General features: G+C 39.9%; 18 protein-coding genes. 2 read left to right on the plus strand and 16 right to left on the minus strand.

The window, feature by feature from the left end; all coding sequences use genetic code 11:
- Positions 1–26: 26 nt before the first annotated feature.
- The 15 genes from SFB89_RS11500 to SFB89_RS11570 all read right to left on the minus strand — a co-directional run bounded on the left by SFB89_RS11500 (position 27) and on the right by SFB89_RS11570 (position 15,896).
- Positions 27–2,018 carry an EAL domain-containing protein gene (locus tag SFB89_RS11500; protein WP_331774833.1) on the minus strand — a complete coding sequence of 664 codons (1,992 nt, stop codon included), beginning with the start codon at positions 2,016–2,018 and terminating at the stop codon, positions 27–29.
- 87 nt (positions 2,019–2,105) lie between these two features.
- A complete protein-coding gene (locus SFB89_RS11505) occupies positions 2,106–3,392 on the minus strand; it encodes a hypothetical protein (protein ID WP_331774834.1) in 1,287 nt (428 codons plus the stop codon).
- Entirely contained in the window at positions 3,377–5,140 is a 1,764-nt protein-coding gene (locus SFB89_RS11510) for a hypothetical protein (RefSeq protein WP_331774835.1), read from the minus strand. The genes SFB89_RS11505 and SFB89_RS11510 overlap by 16 nt, the downstream gene beginning before the upstream one ends.
- 174 nt (positions 5,141–5,314) lie before the next feature.
- A complete protein-coding gene (gene mmuM / locus SFB89_RS11515) occupies positions 5,315–6,250 on the minus strand; it encodes a homocysteine S-methyltransferase (RefSeq protein WP_331774836.1) in 936 nt (311 codons plus the stop codon).
- 20 nt (positions 6,251–6,270) lie between these two features.
- Positions 6,271–7,083 carry a cytochrome b N-terminal domain-containing protein gene (locus SFB89_RS11520; RefSeq protein ID WP_331774837.1) on the minus strand — a complete coding sequence of 271 codons (813 nt, stop codon included), beginning with the start codon at positions 7,081–7,083 and terminating at the stop codon, positions 6,271–6,273.
- 5 nt (positions 7,084–7,088) lie between these two features.
- The gene (locus SFB89_RS11525) at positions 7,089–7,520 is read right to left on the minus strand and encodes a QcrA and Rieske domain-containing protein (protein WP_331774838.1); all 432 of its coding nucleotides are present in this window, start codon (positions 7,518–7,520) and stop codon (positions 7,089–7,091) included.
- Entirely contained in the window at positions 7,495–7,872 is a 378-nt protein-coding gene (locus SFB89_RS11530) for a hypothetical protein (RefSeq protein ID WP_331774839.1), read from the minus strand. Before SFB89_RS11530 ends, SFB89_RS11525 begins: the two co-directional genes overlap by 26 nt.
- A gap of 13 nt (positions 7,873–7,885) precedes the next feature.
- Positions 7,886–8,479, minus strand: a complete 594-nt coding sequence (locus SFB89_RS11535) for a 4Fe-4S dicluster domain-containing protein (protein ID WP_331774840.1) — start codon at positions 8,477–8,479, stop codon at positions 7,886–7,888.
- A gap of 2 nt (positions 8,480–8,481) precedes the next feature.
- Positions 8,482–10,743, minus strand: a complete 2,262-nt coding sequence (locus SFB89_RS11540; protein WP_331774841.1) for a molybdopterin-dependent oxidoreductase — start codon at positions 10,741–10,743, stop codon at positions 8,482–8,484.
- Complete coding sequence (gene nrfD, locus SFB89_RS11545) at positions 10,736–11,890, minus strand: NrfD/PsrC family molybdoenzyme membrane anchor subunit (RefSeq protein ID WP_331774842.1); 1,155 nt, start codon at positions 11,888–11,890, stop codon at positions 10,736–10,738. The genes SFB89_RS11540 and nrfD overlap by 8 nt, the downstream gene beginning before the upstream one ends.
- Positions 11,887–12,426 carry a TorD/DmsD family molecular chaperone gene (locus SFB89_RS11550; RefSeq protein ID WP_331774843.1) on the minus strand — a complete coding sequence of 180 codons (540 nt, stop codon included), beginning with the start codon at positions 12,424–12,426 and terminating at the stop codon, positions 11,887–11,889. Before SFB89_RS11550 ends, nrfD begins: the two co-directional genes overlap by 4 nt.
- A 19-nt stretch (positions 12,427–12,445) precedes the next feature.
- Positions 12,446–13,345, minus strand: coding sequence for a sulfurtransferase (locus tag SFB89_RS11555; protein WP_331774844.1), 900 nt, complete (start codon positions 13,343–13,345; stop codon positions 12,446–12,448).
- A 661-nt stretch (positions 13,346–14,006) separates the two neighbouring features.
- Entirely contained in the window at positions 14,007–15,218 is a 1,212-nt protein-coding gene (locus SFB89_RS11560; RefSeq protein ID WP_331774845.1) for a molybdopterin molybdotransferase MoeA, read from the minus strand.
- Complete coding sequence (locus SFB89_RS11565) at positions 15,211–15,669, minus strand: molybdopterin synthase catalytic subunit (protein WP_331774846.1); 459 nt, start codon at positions 15,667–15,669, stop codon at positions 15,211–15,213. The genes SFB89_RS11560 and SFB89_RS11565 overlap by 8 nt, the downstream gene beginning before the upstream one ends.
- Before the next feature lie 5 nt (positions 15,670–15,674).
- Positions 15,675–15,896, minus strand: a complete 222-nt coding sequence (locus SFB89_RS11570) for a MoaD/ThiS family protein (protein WP_331774847.1) — start codon at positions 15,894–15,896, stop codon at positions 15,675–15,677.
- A gap of 188 nt (positions 15,897–16,084) precedes the next feature.
- Here SFB89_RS11570 and SFB89_RS11575 point away from each other — a divergent pair, with 188 nt between their 5' ends.
- Together SFB89_RS11575 and gdhA are read left to right on the plus strand one after the other, a co-directional pair.
- Positions 16,085–16,753 (plus strand): MqnA/MqnD/SBP family protein, encoded by a 669-nt coding sequence (locus tag SFB89_RS11575; protein WP_331774848.1) that lies wholly within the window; start codon positions 16,085–16,087, stop codon positions 16,751–16,753.
- Positions 16,754–16,790: 37 nt separating this feature from the next.
- A complete protein-coding gene (gene gdhA, locus SFB89_RS11580; RefSeq protein WP_443082172.1) occupies positions 16,791–18,152 on the plus strand; it encodes an NADP-specific glutamate dehydrogenase in 1,362 nt (453 codons plus the stop codon).
- Between the two features lie 31 nt (positions 18,153–18,183).
- Here the strand turns inward: gdhA and upp are convergent, their stop codons facing one another.
- Positions 18,184–18,813 carry a uracil phosphoribosyltransferase gene (gene upp, locus SFB89_RS11585; protein ID WP_331774849.1) on the minus strand — a complete coding sequence of 210 codons (630 nt, stop codon included), beginning with the start codon at positions 18,811–18,813 and terminating at the stop codon, positions 18,184–18,186.
- Positions 18,814–18,919: the final 106 nt, after the last annotated feature.

The following is an 18,919-nucleotide window of genomic DNA, read 5'->3' on the forward strand; positions in this document are numbered from 1 at the left end:
TACGCAGGAATAATATCGACCGATATCTAAAGCGCTGAAAGTGGTTTGGGTTTTGAAAAATGATAACCCTGATACATATCCAAATTGAGTTTTTTTAATTTTTCGAAAATATTCGCATCTTCAACAAATTCCGCTACGGTTTTGATATTTAACTTACGTGCAAATTCTACAATCGTCTCTAGGGCAATATACCCGCGATAATCCCCCACCCGCTTAATCAAAGAACCATCGATTTTTAAGATATCAATAGGAATATCGAAAAAGTAGATAAAATTAGAATAGCCACTTCCAAAATCATCGATGGCGATATTAGCCCCCATACTTTTCATATTTTTGCAAAACCTGATGGTTTCACTCACATCAATCAACCCTTCTACCTCGAGTAATTCTATCGTCACCGTTTTACCTTGATGACTTTTGAGCATATCTTCTAACATCAAAACAATTTCGGGGTTTATAATATCAACAAAAGAGAGATTGATGCTAAATTCAATATTTGATGCGCCAAAATCAGCAAAGGCATTTTTGATGACTTGCTTGGTGAGAAGGGGGTAATTTTTGGACTCTCTAGCAATATCCAAAAATTGATAAGGGGTCAAGATTTCTCCATTATCAGGGTCTTCCATCCTCACGAGTGCTTCGTACTTTATCACCTCGCCTTTAGAATCTACAATGGATTGATAATAATTAATGATTTTAGACTCTCTGAGTGCTTTTTTGATTTTATTTTGCATCTTTAAGTTTTTTTCTGCTGTATGTTTCATATCGGTAAAATTATTAAAACACTTAAAATCACTGCGCGTTCTTTTGGCCATTTCCAAAGCCAAAGAAGCTTCAATATAGAGATCTTCTTGTGTACTGCTACTCGCACCTATTGTGATACCAATATTGATTTCGGTATCGTCTAAAATCACGAATTGATGGGATTCAAGATCTTTGATAATCTCCATAGAAAGCGCTTCTACCTGCGACAAATCCTTTGAATCTGGCTTGTCAATCACAACAACAAAAAGGTCCATATCACTTTTGTATAGGGCGTTGATACGTCCATCGCTCTGATATTCTGTGAGCACTTTGGCTACTTCTTTTAGGACAATATCTCCGGTGTGAAAGCCATAGAGGTGGTTGATTTTTGAAAAGCCATCGATGTCGATGAGCAGCATACAAATTTTTTGATGAAATTGAAGCAAGTCATAAAATAATTTTTGACGATTGGGCAAGCCTGTTAATTCATCTTTGTATAAGCGATCAATTAGTGCTTCTTTATCTCTTAATATTGTCGTGATATCTTTAAAAAGAATCGTGATTTCTTTGATGTTGTCGTCTTCTATAGAAGAGGCAAACGCTGTGACTAAAACTGAAAATTTTTCATGATTTAGATTCAGCGTCACCGAATCGCTAAAAATTTTATATTGCAACACGCGCTCCATCAAATCATGCTTATCTTGCTTTTGAAAGATATCATCTATGGATTGAATACTATCTGGGTCCATACCCAATCTCATGATAAAATCGCGCAATGCCTCGTTGATATTGGTGACTTTTTTATCAGAATCAATATACATACTAAAATTGGTCTCTTCTATTACTTTGCGATAGCGTGAGAGTTCTTCGATTTTTGCCGTTAAGAGTCGTTTGTTTTCAATAATATCGGCTTGTTTGGTGACCGCATCCATCAAGGTGACCAGACGAATCGGCTTGAGAATAAATTTTTCGATATTTAAGTCGATTGCTTTTTGCAGATAATCCGTCTCATTAAAAGCCGAAGTAATAATCACTGGTACCACAAGACCTTCGTTTCGTAATGTCTCCACAAAACTCAATCCATCGAGTTTGGGCATACGGATATCTGTGATAATCAGATCAATCGGATTGGTTTTCAGACAAAGCAGTGCGTCCTCTCCATTTTCAGCAGTATAAACGTGATCAGCAATGAGAGAGAGTGAACGCGCCACCGAACTTCGGACTGATTTTTCATCTTCGACATATAAAATCGAGATATGAAAAGCGTGGCTCATGTAACACCTCCAGATAGAACATTAAAACAACATAAATACCATCAGTCTATATTATAACTAAAAAAACAATTTATTTTCAAAAATTACTTAAAACTGCTCCGAAAATATCATTTTGGCGCGAATCTGTTTATATTTGGATGACCGCATTTTGGCGATTTGCTCTTTGGTGAGCGCAGTCGCACCGATGAATCGCATCGGTACTTTTAGTTTTAGTATCGCATTGTCTCCACGGTAAGGATGGGTGATGAGGGGATTATCATGACATCGCTCGCAGGATTTGGCATGTTTTGTAATCGTATGCGGCGAATAGGGAATCCAAGCTTCTGTTTTTTGGCCATTGGCGTTGCGCACATCATCCAAAATCATCGTACCATTTGCATCACGGTAACTGATGCGGTATTGATACAGCGGACGCAAAATCTCTATCTTGCCCTCATCGCTATTACCAAGCACAACATCTTCCCATCTTCGGTACCTATAACCACTATACCACACGCCCTTTTTGAGTCCCCCACTCACCCAATCGGGCATCAGCGGTTTGATTTGCTCTTTAGACCTCAAAGCACGATGCAAGAAGTTGCTCAGGTATTCATCTTCTTGCAAAGTGAGTTTTTTCCATTTCGCATAATCTGCCATATCATCTCGAAACACGGAGAGCTCATAAGAGCTGTTATTCCAAGAAGCGTGACAGGCACTGCATGAAATATTATCATGATAAGCAGGATGGTTTTTGGCACTTGGATTTTTATGGCAATCTTTACAGCTTACTTTTTTGCCCTCATGCATATCTTTTGCCGTGTGACAACTCACACATGTCATGCCTTTTTGAAAATGTACATCGCTTTGGAGATGATGATAATCGATGCCATATTTCACTTCTGGGAAATACCCGTTTTGACGAAGTGGCGCACGATAACTCGCCTCTTCATCTTTTGGGAAAAGCCCTTGATAATCCCCACCGACATAGTTTTTGTTATGACAACTCAGACATTTGTCCATGCTGATTTTATCTCTTTGGCATTTTCCACTTGTTTGATGGGGCTCATGACAGGCTAGACAACTCACACCCCGCTTTATTCCGGAGTCTTTGATGTTGGTTTTACTGTCGATATGACATTTGAGACATTTGCGCCTTAGAAAATCATCGACTAAATCACTGGGATTTTTGATATCTTTTTTTGCTTGTGGGAGCGTTTGAAAAGTGACATTGGAATCTTTCACTCCCCATGCCTCTCTTGTGATATTGATGGCTTTACTCAAAGTATAGTGAAGATTATGCTGATAATTTTGCACCTCTTTTTTGTGACACTGCACACAATTTTGCGCCATCATGATAGTGCTAAAGGCCAAAGAGAGGATTATTTTTTGAAACATGAGGTTTTCCCACTAAAGAAAAGTTTTTTGGAACGGTTAAAATCGACATAAATCGGGTCACTGTAAGTATCATGACAGAGGATACACCGATACGCACCGATGATGCGGTGGAGCTCTTTTTGGTTGAAACTTCGCGCATATTTTCTCGAAGTGCTTTGAAATTGTTTGCCCTCTTTTGAGACAAAACTATCAAGCGGATATGATACAGGCTGCCCACTTTTAACAGAGTTGTAAAATGGCTCAAAGATAATCTTGCCTTTTTTGATATCCAAATTCCCTCGCCCCAGTCCCAAAGACGCGGGCTTAAAGTGACAATCCACACAAGTCCTACTCTTCTTTTGTGTGGTATGCGGGTCCCAGCCTGCCATCGCTAAAGCGTGGAATTTTTCTACTTTGTTATTCTTAAACACAGTCCCAATCACCTGACATCCTGGAGCAAACGGCATAATCTTTTTGTTGTAACCCACCCCCAATGAAGGCTCTTCAAATCTCAAAAAGCTGCGCAATTCCTGCCACTGCCCTGGGGTTACTTTTTTGGCTACCCAATCAAACTGTTTTCCCTTATCAAAATATACTTCATGACAGCCATAACAACTCGGAGCCACAGGGGCATGACACGCACTACAATCGAGCCTTTTATGAATGGCGAGCGTATGATAGGGCTTGTCGCTCATCATCGTAATATCAAAACGTTTGCCATCTTCTTTTCGGTACATCACCGCTTTGTCTTTTACTTTTTGTACATGATACAGTGGGGCATGTTTTTTGAGCGTATATGCAATCGTTTTGGGTTCTGGAATGTGTCCATTTAAATCACTAAGCGTTTGCGCGAGTGAATCAGCTGGAGCAAAATGTGGTTTATGACAATCAAGGCATTTCACATCTTCGGCTTCTTCCATGTGAAAATGTTTGTGCCCATCGCCCATGACACCCTTCTCGCTGTGACAATCGATGCAACTCATCCCCGCTTTTGAGTGATGGATATCAGCGGGTAGTTTATAATAGTACCGGCCATCAAACATTTTATGAGTAAATTGACCGTGTTTATAAGGCGTACCATAGCCCTCACTCTCAAAGATACCTTGATAAGCCAGCCCGATTCGGTTGGAGCGGTTGTGACACTTGGTACAATTTTGAATCGGAATGATAGAGCTAAAAGTGGCGTGGTGATTGCCTTTGGTATCGGTAATTTTGTGGCAATCTGCACATCCCCCACCTCGTGCGATTTTTTGATTGTGGAAGATTTTGGGGTCTTGATTGACATGACACGCCGCGCAGAGTTTTCTAAAATGACTCTCCGCCATCGAACTGGTATTGATATCGCCCCGGATATCTTGCACGCCAATCGTAGAATTTAAATCTTTGGATTCACCCCATTGGTATTTGAGAACATTTAAAATCCCACTTTGGGAATTCATCATCGAATTTGTGACACGCTTGATAATATCGCTATGACATTTGCCACAAAACAGGGGTGCGTGATCTAAGCTAGCAGGGTTTAAAACGATGCCTTGATGCGCGTCTTTTTTATCAGTTGCAAATTTATTGCCCCCATGACACATCGCACAGCCAAAGATTGCTTTGGGATGCGCATGATCGATATCACTCATGCCAGAGTGACAGCTGAGGCATTGGTCAGGCTTGGTGATCTCAGATTTTGGTAGTGGTTTGTTTTGGAAAATCGATACCACCACAAACACAAGAGAGAGCACCACTGCAATAAAAAGAATATAGGTTTTTTTAATCATACGAACCTCATCGCAATACCCCAAATTTTTAAATAATTGTATCAAAATTTGCTTTAGCAAGCACCTTGTTGTTTGTTTATGCTCTCCTTATCCTATCAACTGATGCAACGCTTTAAAGTTTCCATGCTATTTGAGAATCTGTCGCTTTGTGAGTCACTTCTTGATTTTTGCCTTTTACTTTCTAACCCATCTGGCGATTTGAGCGATATCTTCTGGCGTAGTCTGACAGCAGCCTCCGATGATGCGCGCACCTTTTTCGTACCAGCGATGCGCCATCATGCCATAAGATACAGTGGTGGCTTTCGTACTCCAGCTTTTGCTCTGTGCATCATACACCTCACCGGCATTGGGATAGACGATGATGGGTTTACTAGATACTGCTTTTATCGCTTCAATGAGCGATGCGATATACTCCGGTGCCGTACAATTGATACCGATGGCGACGATTTGTTCGCAATCATCAAGCCATGCGGCACACTCTTGAATCCGTTCACCACTGTTGATGTGTTTGCCATCTTTGGCACTAAAACTAATCCAAGCGTTCGCCTTGGGAAATTCTCTCAAAAGCTTCACGTATGCTTTGGCTTCGATAAGACACGGTACCGTCTCACATGCAAGTAAATCCGGATTTGTTTCTAGGAGGGCACTGACACGTTTGCGATGAAAATCTACCAACTCGGTTTTACTCAAACCATAATCTCCTCGAAACTCAGACCCATCAGCCAAATAAGCACCATAAGGTCCCACTGACGCTGCGATGAGAGGCTTCATACGCCCGACTCTGTTGTTTTTGTCCTCCCAGAATTCATCGCGCACTTTTATGGCGAGCGTCACAGCAGACTGCAACAATGCTTTGGCCTCTTGTTCATCAAGCCCGCGTTTCATAAACCCCTCAAATGTTGCTTGATAACTCAAAGTCGTAATACAATCGGCTCCGGCTTGGAGATAATCTTTATGAATCATCTCAATGGCTTTGGGATTTTCCATCAAAAACTTCGCAGACCAAAGCGTGTCTTTTACATCATAACCTCTGCGTTCAAGCTCCGTTCCCGTGGCGCCATCGAGAATCATAATTTTTTGTTTTTCTAGTATCGCCTCCATTTTATTCATCCATCATCCTTATTTTTATTTTACCAAATGAGACTCATCGCAAAATATCCTAAAACCCATGCTACGATGAGTGTCTTAATACTCTTTTTATAACCAATATGAGGCAATGCCATCAGCAATCCAAAAGGAATAAGCAAGATGAGATTGACCGCCAAAGAGGAGAAATTAACACGCAATAAATTCTCCGCACCCCAAAAGAACCAAGGCCCTTTGAGGGTATCGACTTTTTGAGTAAGCGCGATGTCTGGTGGCATGACAAAGAGTAAATATCCTGCAATACTCAAACCAATCGCAATCGTGAAGTATTCTATCTTTACGGTGAGCGTACTCACGTGTTTATAAATCGCCAACGATAAAACAAGCGGCAAAAAGATAACATGCCAAATAAAAAATTTATAATAATAGACACTTTCGTCTTGAAATAGCGGTACCAAATGGCTCAATATCGGCGTATTTTTCATGAGGTTAAAGGCCACATCCGTTGCCGCCGATGCGCTTTGGTCTCCTTTGAGTACAAATCCTGTAAACATCAACACCACCACAAGAAAAAATCCTAAAATCGAATAATTCCAAGAAGTGTTGGATATCTTGATCTTTTTTTTCGCTACTTCAAATCCGATGTGCAAAAGTAACATCAGAGTAAAAGCTTCAGAACTAAAATAATGCAAAGCTCTAAAAAAATCTCCATACGGAATAATAAAGCGCATCTTTTGCACACTATCGTAAGCCAAAGAGGGATGATACGCAAAAACGACAATCAAACCGCTTGCCATACTAAGCAAAAATAAGCCCATACTAAGCCATGATACAAATGTTGACATTTTGAGATGCATCTAAATCAACCTATATAGAGTGTTTTATTTTGAATTTTATAGCTAATTGTATCCAAATTTCTCTTTGCGGGACCTCTGAGTCGCACGCCCTCGATGCTAAAACGACTTTTATGACAGGGGCAATTGAAGACCTTGTGTTGTGAATCAAAATGAATAATACACCCCATATGTGTACAGTGGGCATCAAAAACGGTAATCTTATTGGCTCTTTTATAGATAAAGTACTCTTGTTTGGTGATTTTAGTGATGCCCTCACCAATATCTTTGAGGGCTATCGAGGTTTTTCGGTTTGGCTTTTCACTAAACAAAGCAAACCGGTAGAGGGGATAAGAGAAAGCTCCTGCCACCATGATAGGCAAGAACTTTAAAAATCTTCGTCTCTTATCTAGTAGATACTGTTCTAAATCACTTCTAGCACCCCTCAAACTGACTTCCATCATCATCGCTTGGAGCAGGCGCTTGCGCTTGTACTTCAGCCGGTGGTGCCATCGTATCGGCTACCGGAGCGGTGAAATCTTTCACACCGCCTGCTTCTACCATCTTTTTGACGATATCATTATAATTATCCCAAGCTTTTTTACTCCAGCTGTTAGCTTGTACCGCTTTTTGAGCGTATGTCAACGCAAGGTTTAAATTATTGTTTTGCACCTCAGCCCTAGCGGCACTGATATAGTGTTCTGCTTGAATATTGTCCATCTTATAATAATACCGATTTTGAGCCGGCAAATTAATACTCAAAATTCCTACTGCTAATAATAAAATGATTGCCCATACAGTTTTTTTCTTCATAATTCACGCCCCCTTAATAATTAATCGTGATGTAATAGACATTTGGAAGTGTTCCTTTGTCTTCTTTGAGTCTGGTAATCGAAGTGGCATTTTTCATCATCTTGGCAACATTACTATCAGGATCATTCAAATCACCAAAATTTCTCGATTCTCCGACACACGTCACCACACAAGCTGGCTCTAAGCCATTGTTGAGTCGTGGCAGACAGAAGGTACATTTGTCCACCGATGCCTTTGTCTCATCATAGTACCGTGCATCATACGGACAGGCCACCATACAAGCTTTACATCCAATACACATATCTGAATTTACCAAAACGATGCCATCTTCATCTCGCTTAAAGCTCGCTCCCGTCGGACAAACATCCACACAAGGTGGATTATCGCAATGATTACATAAAACCGGCAAAAATCGAATGGTAGGATTTCCAAAATTATCTTCCCCTTCAATATCCCAGACTTTGGTACGATAGGCTTCTTTTACCGGAAGAACATCCCAATCGGTTTTACAAGCTGCATAGCACGCATCACATCCGATACAACGATCTCCCACGATAACCATGGCAAGATTTTGGTTTTTGTTTCCTTTTTTATTGATTATACTCATCACTATGCCTTTACTAATGTTACAAAACCGTTGTTAAATGCAGCGGCTCCACTGATAGGGTCAATATCATCACTCACGAAGAAATTATCTCCGATGCCTTTTTCATATCCTCTGCTCCACGCTTTTGTAGTATGACCAAAACCGTGATGAATAAATACAGCACCTTCTTTGATGCGTTTGGTCACTTTGATTTTCTCAGCATGTTCTGCTTTGACACCGGTTTTCGGGTTGACCATATAGACCATCTGTCCATCAGAAAAACCCAAACGTTTTGCATCTTTTGGATGAATCCAAATCGGATTATCATCTTGCAACTCTAAAAGCAACCAATTGTTTTGTGTTCTTGCATGTGTGTGCCTTGGACTTTTCCCAAAAAGCAAGCGAAAGGTATCTTTTGAATCTGCCATAATAGGATCTTTATAGATAGGCATCGGTGCAAAATCATCGCCATGTTCTTGGTAGAAATCTGTCAGATTTGGTACATAAAGTTGTACTTTTCCCGTAGCAGTGCGAAAGGTTGGTGTCGCACCACTAGCCAGAGGATAAGGATCCACCGCTTCAAATCGCAAGACTCCATCATCTTTTAATTTTTTGGCTTGTTCGGGACTTAATGCCTTGTACAAGTCTGCTATCTGTTGTGTCGGTGAGTGTTCAAACCAATGGGCTATCTTGAATTTTTCAGCAATTCCCTTGCAAATATCAAAGCACCCTTTGGTATCATAAATGGGCTTGATAGCCGCTTCTCTCAGCGCGATAAATGGTATTTTGTCTTTTTGTACAAAAGGCGCATCATCCCGTTCTAAGTAAGTAGATTCTGGAAAGACGACATCTGCATACATCACCGTATCGCTAAATTGTGTATCAATAGCAATCAATAAATCTAAATTTTCAATGGCCTTATAAATATCATTGGTACCCGCACTAGAGTGAAACAATGGATTGGTGCCATAGAGCATCCATGCTTTGATGGGATAGGGTTTTTGGGTTAAAGTCGCCTCAATCATCCCATTGGTACGACCAAGATTTTGTGGTGCCAATGGATATTTTTCACCTTTTCCTGCGCCATCGGCACGTCGTGTTGTAGGTTGTTTTGGTTCTTCATATTCGGGCAAATCAATCGGTACACCAGAGCGCACCCAAAGTCCTCCTGGAACACCCCAATTCCCCATCAGGGCATTGAGTATGGCGATGGCTCTCACGGTTTGGGTATCATTGCCATAGCGGGTCATTCTCCTTGGAGGAACTGCAACAACGTGGGGTGCATATTTTGCAAAGTCCCAAGCAATACGCTCAATCGTCTTAGCATCAATACCACACTTATTACTCGCCCAATCGGGAGTATATTGTGCCACATGAGCTGAGAGTTGGTCAAACCCATAGCAATATTTTGAGACAAAATCCATATTGACAAGATTGTCTCTAATAATCACATGAATAAAACCTAGAGCCAAGGCCAAATCCGTACCCGGATTAATTTGCAACCAATCAGTCGCATTGACACACGATTCAGAGAGTCTTGGATCCACATAGGTAAGCTTCGCACCCCGGGCTAATCCTTCTGCAAAATCTTCTGCTTCTCGCACTTGAAGGGCTCCGGCCATGTTTCTACCAAACAGTATCATATGTCTCGTGTTGGCCATATCATAGGTCTCATGACCACTCACTCCGGTACCAAATGTTAAAATCCATGCCATCTCCCGACTGCCCAAACATTGTGAATACGCAGGTACCACGATATTGGGACTGCCCAGAGCTTTGGTGAGGGCATGGACATAAGGCTCACCCGTTCCATGCATAAAAGTAGCCAAAGTCTCAGGTCCATATTTTTTCATCAGTGGACTTAGTTTATCAAAAACGTATTGACTCGCCTCTTCCCAGCTGACTTTTTTAAACTTGCCTTCTCCTCTTTTACCCACGCGTATCAGCGGATGCTGGATGCGATCGGCATCATAAGTGGAATCAATTCCAGAATTTCCTTTCGCACAAAGGTGGCCATTGCTGTTGGGGTTGAGAGGATTTCCCTCTAATTTGTGAATTCTGCCATTTCGCGTGTAGACATTGAGTCCACAATTCCAAAAACACATCTCACAAAAGCTCGGGCTTTGCACGCCTCTGTCATAATGTAAAAACATTTCACTCTTCGCATCATTACTTTGGGCAGCTTTTAGCGGAGAAGGTATCCCAGTGATTCCAGCAGAAGCAGCCACTCCGGTGGCTCCGGCTAATTTTAAGAATCCTCTTCGTGTCAGGTTGTGTCTACTCATGGCGTGCCTCCTCTTCTAAATTAAAAAACTTTGCCCCCAAGAAATAGACCACGCCGACGATTCCGATACTACAAATGAAAAGAGACAATTCCGTTGCGGTCACAGAATAGGAATATTGTATCAAACCAACATCATTACTAGGTCGTGCTAGCAGTTGTCCCCCGATGACCGCATCATATCGGGCAAAAAAGAGACCAAATAGGACAAATAATCCAGCAAGTGCGCCTAAAAATCCACTTTTAAATCGTCCGAGTACCAAAAGAATAATTGGTATTACCATACCGATGAGGACTTCATAATAGTAAAAATTATGCGATAAAACACCGCCATTTACAAAGAGTTTCATTGTCGCCCCCAATTCCGTATCTGAGGTATACGAATTGATGACGATATTCCAAAAGTCAATAATCAACATTAACGATAAAAAGAAAAAGAGTGCTTTACTCAGGGCGTTAATACCATTTTGATATTTTTGTGTGCTCCTGCTTAGAAATATCATCAGCAACACGACAGCAAAACCGCCCGCGATTGCTGAGATGATAAAAAATAAAGCAAAAGAACTCGTATGCCAAAGCGGTCTAGAGCCATTGGAATCAAAAACCAAAGCCATAGTACCGTAGGCAATCAAGCCTAAAAAAGAGCCGATGAGTGAAGCAAAAAATGCTGAGTTTGCTTTTTTGCTGAGTAAAAAGTAGACTTCTAACGCTAAAAATGGCAATTCAGAAGCATACAGCACGACCAACCACCAAATCGGCGATGATATCTTGAATTCTGTAAAATAGACCACCAATCGCAATACTTGCAATTTAAATGGCCCGCCTAAATCCCAAAATATAATAAAAAACGCCGCGATTAAAGAGGAGAGTGACACTAGGGCTACTTTTTTGCTCATGATATTGAATGCTTCAATCTTAAATACGTGCGCTAATGCGCCCACTACCGCGGTTCCTAATGTAATCCCAACAAAAAAAGAGTATCCGATAATCAAAATACCCCAGGGGACTTCTCTGCTCACACCATACGATGCTTCTTGTCCGTATAAAAATACTTGCACCATGCCATAGACACCGACTGCGGCAACAAGGAGTGATAAAACCAACCACACATTATCGTGTCTTTTTTGTGCAAATCTTATATTATTGCTCATATTTTCTCCTTAAGAGCGTGCATAATATTGAGAGTGATTTCCCCAGCTAATGGGAAAATCCTCATCTTTGTTGCTCCATTTAAAGAATTTACAAATGTTTCAAACCAACTCAAGAAACCGATAAATTCTTTTAATTCTTCTTGTTTTCCATCTTCTAACAAAATTGCGACAAATCGTATCATGAACGAAATATGATCTGCCGGTCTTTTCATATTTTTCGAATCAAATTCATAACCACACTGTGTATAAAACTGATTAATTTTAGAGAGTGTCGCGCCTGACATTTTGCCATCAAGCCACCATGAAGCATAAGGAACACATTTCAACGTTACCGAATTGATAGCAAAAATCCGAATATACTCCGCTTCAACGTCATCTTGCTCCGCAAATTTACAACCAAACAGGGGAGCGAACATCGTATTGAAATCTTCGCATGCTTGAGGGGTAGGATAATCAAAAATTTCAGCGCACAAAAATAGTGCCGCTATAGAATCTTCTAAAGAGATATCTTGCAACATAGTGGCACTCGTTTTCATACATACTCCTATACTAAAATTACTTCACCAAAGGAAGATTGGTTCTAGAATAACCAAACATTGACGCATCAAAGTTGCGCACCTGTTTTGCTCCTGCGATGAACTTCATCACAAACCAATCCGCAGATGCAAAGTGACCGGTATTACAATAGGCAATAATCGGTTTATTTAAAGCTATGCCGGTTTTTTTGAGGACAGATTTTACGTGGTCTGCGCTAACCATCTTAAACAATTTTCCCTCTTTTTTTTGAAAAAAGTACAGAGACACCCTCTTGGCGCCAGGAATATGTCCGTGTCGCAACAATCTTTTGTCTTTATCTTTTCCTAGAAAATGAGCCGGTTCTCGGGCATCTGCCAATTGGACATTTTTATTGACCAAAGCACTTTCAACATCGACGATACCGGCAATATCTGCTCGAAGATAACGATTGGCTGTGAAATGTCCTGGTTTGACAACGGTTTTTGCAGTGGTGAGTTTACCGCCATGAGCGACCCATGCTTCAATACCACCATCTAAAATCGCTGTGGTTTTCAACCCATAAACCCAAGCCGTCCAGAGGCTGCGTGTCATGGTCGCATAATCCGTAGCTTTTTTTACATGAGAGACAAAAACAACAGTACTATTGTTGGAAATACCCGCATGGCTCAATACGGTTTCTATCTCTCGTGGGGTATCTATAAGATGTTTGACACTCCCCATTTTCCCTTTAAAAAAATCTCTGTGAAGTGGCATATTGACAGATCCGGGGATGTGCCCCTTAACAAAAACTTTAGCAGGACTCAAATCCACAATAACAACATCTTTGGCATTAGCATTTAACCAAGATGCAGAAACGACATGAGATGCCGGAAGACTCATAGCAAAGGAAGGGATGACTACCATTGCAACAAAAACGAAAAATGAAAAAATCTTTTTCATAGTGACTCCTTAAAATTGTACAATTTTGCATTGTACTATTAAATTCATCGCAAAAACGACGTGATTATCTCAACAAAAGAGGGGAAAACAGGGGTACAATATTGTAGTTCCTGATACATCTCCTCACCTCAAAACTCATCAGTGAAAAACCATTCACTGATAAAATGATAATCCCAAAAAGTTTAAACAGAGCTGAAAATTTTGCCATTTTGTTAAAATTAGGTAAATATTATTTTACAAAAATGGCAAAAAGATGCTTTTTTTATACTTATTTTTTATAAGAAAGATAAGTGCTACTTTTAGTTAACATGGCTAACTAAAAAATTTTATATAAAAAAATATTATATAGCTATGATTTAAAAAATAACATTCGTTCGTGAGCATGGTATCAAATGAAAATTTTCATTTTTTGGATTTGATTTTTTTAGCATCATAATCCGCAGTATGGTGAGGTGTAAAATTTGAAAGGTTAAATTTATTTTGAAAATTCAAAATCTAACGCTTCAAAAAAAGACTTTTTATTCATAATTTTTTGTTTGTCCGCTCATAAAAATGAGTCAATAATGTTATTTTTATGTTAAAACTATCATGATGGAGCAAAATGGAGCCGATTCAATGCATGAGGAGATTGAATCGGTGATTAAATGAGAGATTTTTTGTCTTAAAAGTTTTGATCCAATAAAACAACTTCGACCAAACTACCCTTTTTGAGCTCTTTGGTCTCTTCATCAATACATAATAAGGCCGCATGGTTGAGCATATTGTTCAAAATCGCGCTACTGCCAATCTTTTTACCCTTCAAATCTACCACAGCACGTCCTTCTTCAAATGCGATATTACAAGCGGTAAACTCTTTGTATTTGGAGCGTTTTGCATAATCTTCTTGGAGATATGCCATCATCTTAGGAGCATAAAACGCTCTCGCAGTGATTTTGCGCAAAAATGGCACGATATATAAAAAAGCAACAACAGACGAACTGTAAGGAAATCCTGGCAATGAAAAGATATATTTCTTACCAATTTTGACGATTTTTATATGGCGCCCGGGTTTGATAAAAGCACTATTGACGATGAAATCAATCTGCATCTCCCCTAAAACCTCTTTGACAAAGTCAAAATCCCCAACACTCACCCCTCCGGTTGTAATCAAAACATCTGAGTGCGTGAGGGCATCTCGCATCACTTTTTGAATCTTTTCTTTATCATCTTTAACGATTTCCAATCGAGAAGTCGAGGCCCCTTGCGCTCTCATGATAGCCTCTATCGTCACGTGATTAGAACTTCTAATTTGCGAGATATTTTCTTTTTCTTCACCAAAATCTAGGATTTCACTACCTGTCGCCAAAATCGCAACACGAGGTTTAATAAACACGGAGACTTGCACCCATCCCAGTTCTGCCATGACACCAATCTCCGCATAGCCAATTTTTGTCCCTCTTTTGATTAATACTTCGCCTTTTTTATAGTTTTCTCCCACCGGTCGTACTGAAAAACCCGCTTTAACCGGTGTGATGATTTTGATAGTATTATCAATCACTTCAACATTTTCGATAGGAAGCAAGGTATCGCTCCCTTGACTCATCAAAGAGCCCGTGAATGTTTTCACACACGTCCCCTTTGTCACAAGATTTCCCTTGTAACTTCCAGCGGGGAGATTATCGATGATGGTCAAGGTGCCGAGCGATTGATCCTCCGCTCTGAGCGCATAACCATCCATAGAAGCGGTTTCAAACTCTGGATTATCAAATGTCGCAACAATATCTTCTGCCAAAATTCGTCCCAACGCTTCGCTCAAAAAGAGTTTTTCTTCTCCTAACATAAAGTCAATAGATTGTTCTAAAGCTTCAAGCGTTTTATCATATTTTTCAAGCATCATTTTCCTTTGTATCTGCAAGCAATCCCGCGCCATTGAGCGGAAGGCTTCTACTTTTTGCATAAATTCTTTTTCCCCCTACTAAATCATATTTCCAAATCGGGGCATTGGCTTTGAAATCCTCAACAAAATCATTGATAATTCGAAGTGCCGCTTTGCGTTGTGGGGAGACAACTGCGGAGATATAAGAGCTGGTATGATTTAAAACATCACCCCGTGAATGTGCCATAAATAAGATTGCATTATCAGGGGCTACTCTTTTTTGCCACGATTCAAACCATTGTGTCAAAATAGGCTCATAAATATCAAAACTCAAACCATCAATACCGTCTTCATCGCGTACAATCCCCACAAAAGGGATAAACGCACCATAATTTTTATCTTTGACTTCCTGATACCAATTTGCTAAAATTTTTTCGACTTGCAAGGAGCCATCATAGAGTTCTAACATGAGTGTTACCCGCCGCAAACTGGAGGAAGCAGTGATATTTTATCGTTAGGCCCTACGGCCACATCAAGCGAGCTGACCAATTGGTCATTAATCGCAACCGCACAAATACTCAGCCACTCTTGCAATGTTTCGTCATCTTTGAACATTGCTTTGAGTTCATTGAGATTTTGTATCTCTGCCTCAAAACTATCTTTACTGATAGGGCCGAGAAATTCTATTTTTGCCATTTTTTGATCTCCTATATAGTGTATATCAAGCATGATAATTCAAGCTGGCTTGTAAGATTTTGTAACATTATATCGAAAAAAATGAGCTCCAAAGTTAAAGAAAAGATAAATCTCAAACTAGAAAATTTCTTAGAGTTTCCATTAAGTTTGATGTTGTTATAATTTTTCCAAAAATATGGAGATGTGTTATGATTTTTGGCAAAATAGATTATATCAATCTTCTTCCTTTCCATATATTTCTCAAGAAATCTTCTATGGGAAACTCCTTTAAAAAGACCGTGTTCTTCAAGCAAGGGGTTCCATCTTATATCAACTCAAAATTTCAAAAAAGACAAGTGAATGCCGCATTTATTTCAAGCGTAAAAAGTAATAAAAAAAATGCCAAAACATTGCCTGTTGGTATCGTAGCTAAAAAAAGAGTCAAGAGTGTTCTTGTGGAAGAAGGAAGTCCTAAAGATGATCCTGCATCAGCAACATCAAATGCCTTATGCAAAGTGTTGGGATTAAAAGGAGAAGTGAGTATTGGAGATGATGCGCTTAGGAAATACATCCAAAATCCAGATATTTATGTGGATCTTGCATTGGAATGGAATAAGAAGTATCACCTGCCTTTTGTATTTGCCGTACTTTGTGTCAATAGCCACTATGGGATTTACAAAAAGCTTTCAAAGAATTTTATCAAGCAAAAGATTAAAATTCCACAATACATACTCAATGATTATTCAAAAAAAAGAGGAATCAGTGCCCATGAAATAAAAGAATATCTAAAACTAATCAGTTATAAAATCAACAAAAAAGAGGAGAGAGGATTGAAACTTTTTCTAAAAAAAAGTAGCAATCTAGGCTTTAAAAAATAAAGCACCAGGTGGGTGCGAAACAAGAAAGGAAAAATAAGTGTCAGTTCAAAAATATATACATAAAGTCATGAAAAGTACGATGGAGAGCACTCCAGGTCAGGCTGAATTTTACCAAGCGGTTGAAGAAGTCTTAAGTACCCTAGAGCCACTCTTACAAGCCGAACCAAAATATGACAAGTACAATATTTTAGAGAGAATCGTTATCCCTGAGAGACAGATCTTATTTCGTGTTGTATGGATGGATGATGCAGGTAAAATACAAACCAACATCGGGTATCGTGTTCAATTTAACTCAGCAATCGGACCATACAAAGGCGGTCTTCGTTTTCATCCTAGTGTTAATCTTGGTATTATCAAATTTCTAGGCTTCGAACAAATCTTCAAAAATTCACTAACCGGACTTCCTATCGGTGGGGGTAAAGGGGGTAGTAACTTTGACCCTAAAGGTAAGAGTGAAGGTGAAATCATGAGATTTTGTCAATCTTTCATGACCGAATTGTCAAAACATATCGGCGAGACCAAAGATGTCCCTGCTGGTGATATCGGTGTTGGAGGTCGAGAAATTGGATATATGTTTGGTGAATATAAAAGAATCACCGGAAATTTTGAGGGAATCCTCACCGGAAAAGGACTCAACTGGGGAGGTTCTCTGGCGCGAACAGAAGCAACCGGTTTTGGTTCTGTCTATTTTGCAGAAAACATCCTAGCAAAACGCGGTGATACCCTAGAAGGCAAAGTCGCAACTGTATCGGGTTCTGGTAATGTGGCGATTTATACAATTCAAAAACTTTATGACTTAGGTGCTAAACCGGTGACGTGTAGTGATTCTCGTGGGATGATTTATCATGAGAAAGGGATTGATTTACACACATTGAAATTAATCAAAGAGGTAGAGCGTAAAGGATTAGATGAATATGCACAAATCCACAAAGATGCGGTCTATATTCCAGTCGGTAAATATCCAGAAGGAACCAATGCTGTTTGGGGCGTACCATGTGATATTGCATTCCCAAGTGCAACACAAAATGAGCTCAACTTTGCAGATATTAAAAACTTACACAAAAATGGCTGTATCTTAGTCACAGAAGGTGCGAACATGCCATCAACACCTGAGGCCATCCACTACATGATGGAAAACAAAATCATGTACGGTCCTGCTAAAGCGGCCAATGCCGGTGGTGTTGCGACCAGTCAACTTGAAATGAGTCAAAATGCCAGCATGGCAACGTGGTCTTTCGCTGAAGTTGATAGTAAATTGAACTCTATCATGAAAAATATCTTTAATCTCTCTTATGAAACGTCTAAAGAATTCGGAGATGAAGGAAACTTGATGATGGGTGCGAATATCGCTGGCTTTAGAAAAGTAGCCGATTCGATGATCGATCAGGGTGCGGTTTAAAAGATAAGGGGGAAATCATTCCCCCCTTTTTTTAGTTTATGGTATTAAAAACACGATCTCCTGCATCTCCCAGACCTGGGACGATGTATCCTTTTTCATTCAATCCATCATCAATACATGCGGTATAAACTTTCACATCAGGGTGAATACTTGAGAATTTTTTCAATCCTTCTGGCGCAGAGACGAGTGCAAGGAATCGAATATCTTCTACCCCTTTGTCTTTTAGGAAATTCACAGCATCAATCGCGGTGCCTCCGGTTGCAAACATTGGATCGATGATGATAGCGGTGCGTTCTTTGTGATCAACTGGCAATTTAGCATAAAAGAACTCTGCTTCTAGTGTTTTTTCATTGCGTTGAAATCCCAAAAATCCTACACTTGCATCAGGAATTAGTTTAAAGACACTATCCAACATCCCCAAAGCCGCCCTCAAAATCGGACAGATCATCAATTTGGTGTCTAATTTTTTGGTTTGTGCCACTGCGACGGGTGTTTTGACACTCACATCACGAAGGGGTAAATCCCGTGTCGCCTCAAAAAGCATGAGATAAGAAATCTCATCAACTAAAAGCCTAAAATGAAAAGGGTCCGTCTTTTCATCTCTTAAAATTGAGAGCTTGTGCTCTATTAATGGGTGTTTGATTACGGTTACGTTTTGCATATTAATCCTATTTTTAAAGATATCTTTTGCCCAAGATTCATTGGGCGTAGTTTACTAAAATTGTCGTTAAAGTGAGTTTATAAAGTGAATCTATCCCTAGCACTTC

Source organism: Sulfurospirillum sp. 1612, assembly GCF_036556685.1.
Lineage (GTDB): Bacteria > Campylobacterota > Campylobacteria > Campylobacterales > Sulfurospirillaceae > JAADIZ01.

Bases quoted from the DNA above. Each gene is read 5' to 3' on its own strand.
- SFB89_RS11500 (WP_331774833.1), bottom strand. From the start codon at position 2,018: ATGAGCCACGCTTTTCATATCTCGATTTTATATGTCGAAGATGAAAAA.
- SFB89_RS11505 (WP_331774834.1), bottom strand. From the start codon at position 3,392: ATGTTTCAAAAAATAATCCTCTCTTTGGCCTTTAGCACTATCATGATG.
- SFB89_RS11510 (WP_331774835.1), bottom strand. From the start codon at position 5,140: ATGATTAAAAAAACCTATATTCTTTTTATTGCAGTGGTGCTCTCTCTT.
- mmuM (WP_331774836.1), bottom strand. From the start codon at position 6,250: ATGAATAAAATGGAGGCGATACTAGAAAAACAAAAAATTATGATTCTC.
- SFB89_RS11520 (WP_331774837.1), bottom strand. From the start codon at position 7,083: ATGCATCTCAAAATGTCAACATTTGTATCATGGCTTAGTATGGGCTTA.
- SFB89_RS11525 (WP_331774838.1), bottom strand. From the start codon at position 7,520: ATGGAAGTCAGTTTGAGGGGTGCTAGAAGTGATTTAGAACAGTATCTA.
- SFB89_RS11530 (WP_331774839.1), bottom strand. From the start codon at position 7,872: ATGAAGAAAAAAACTGTATGGGCAATCATTTTATTATTAGCAGTAGGA.
- SFB89_RS11535 (WP_331774840.1), bottom strand. From the start codon at position 8,479: ATGAGTATAATCAATAAAAAAGGAAACAAAAACCAAAATCTTGCCATG.
- SFB89_RS11540 (WP_331774841.1), bottom strand. From the start codon at position 10,743: ATGAGTAGACACAACCTGACACGAAGAGGATTCTTAAAATTAGCCGGA.
- nrfD (WP_331774842.1), bottom strand. From the start codon at position 11,890: ATGAGCAATAATATAAGATTTGCACAAAAAAGACACGATAATGTGTGG.
- SFB89_RS11550 (WP_331774843.1), bottom strand. From the start codon at position 12,426: ATGAAAACGAGTGCCACTATGTTGCAAGATATCTCTTTAGAAGATTCT.
- SFB89_RS11555 (WP_331774844.1), bottom strand. From the start codon at position 13,345: ATGAAAAAGATTTTTTCATTTTTCGTTTTTGTTGCAATGGTAGTCATC.
- SFB89_RS11560 (WP_331774845.1), bottom strand. From the start codon at position 15,218: ATGCTTGAAAAATATGATAAAACGCTTGAAGCTTTAGAACAATCTATT.
- SFB89_RS11565 (WP_331774846.1), bottom strand. From the start codon at position 15,669: ATGTTAGAACTCTATGATGGCTCCTTGCAAGTCGAAAAAATTTTAGCA.
- SFB89_RS11570 (WP_331774847.1), bottom strand. From the start codon at position 15,896: ATGGCAAAAATAGAATTTCTCGGCCCTATCAGTAAAGATAGTTTTGAG.
- SFB89_RS11575 (WP_331774848.1), top strand. From the start codon at position 16,085: ATGATTTTTGGCAAAATAGATTATATCAATCTTCTTCCTTTCCATATA.
- upp (WP_331774849.1), bottom strand. From the start codon at position 18,813: ATGCAAAACGTAACCGTAATCAAACACCCATTAATAGAGCACAAGCTC.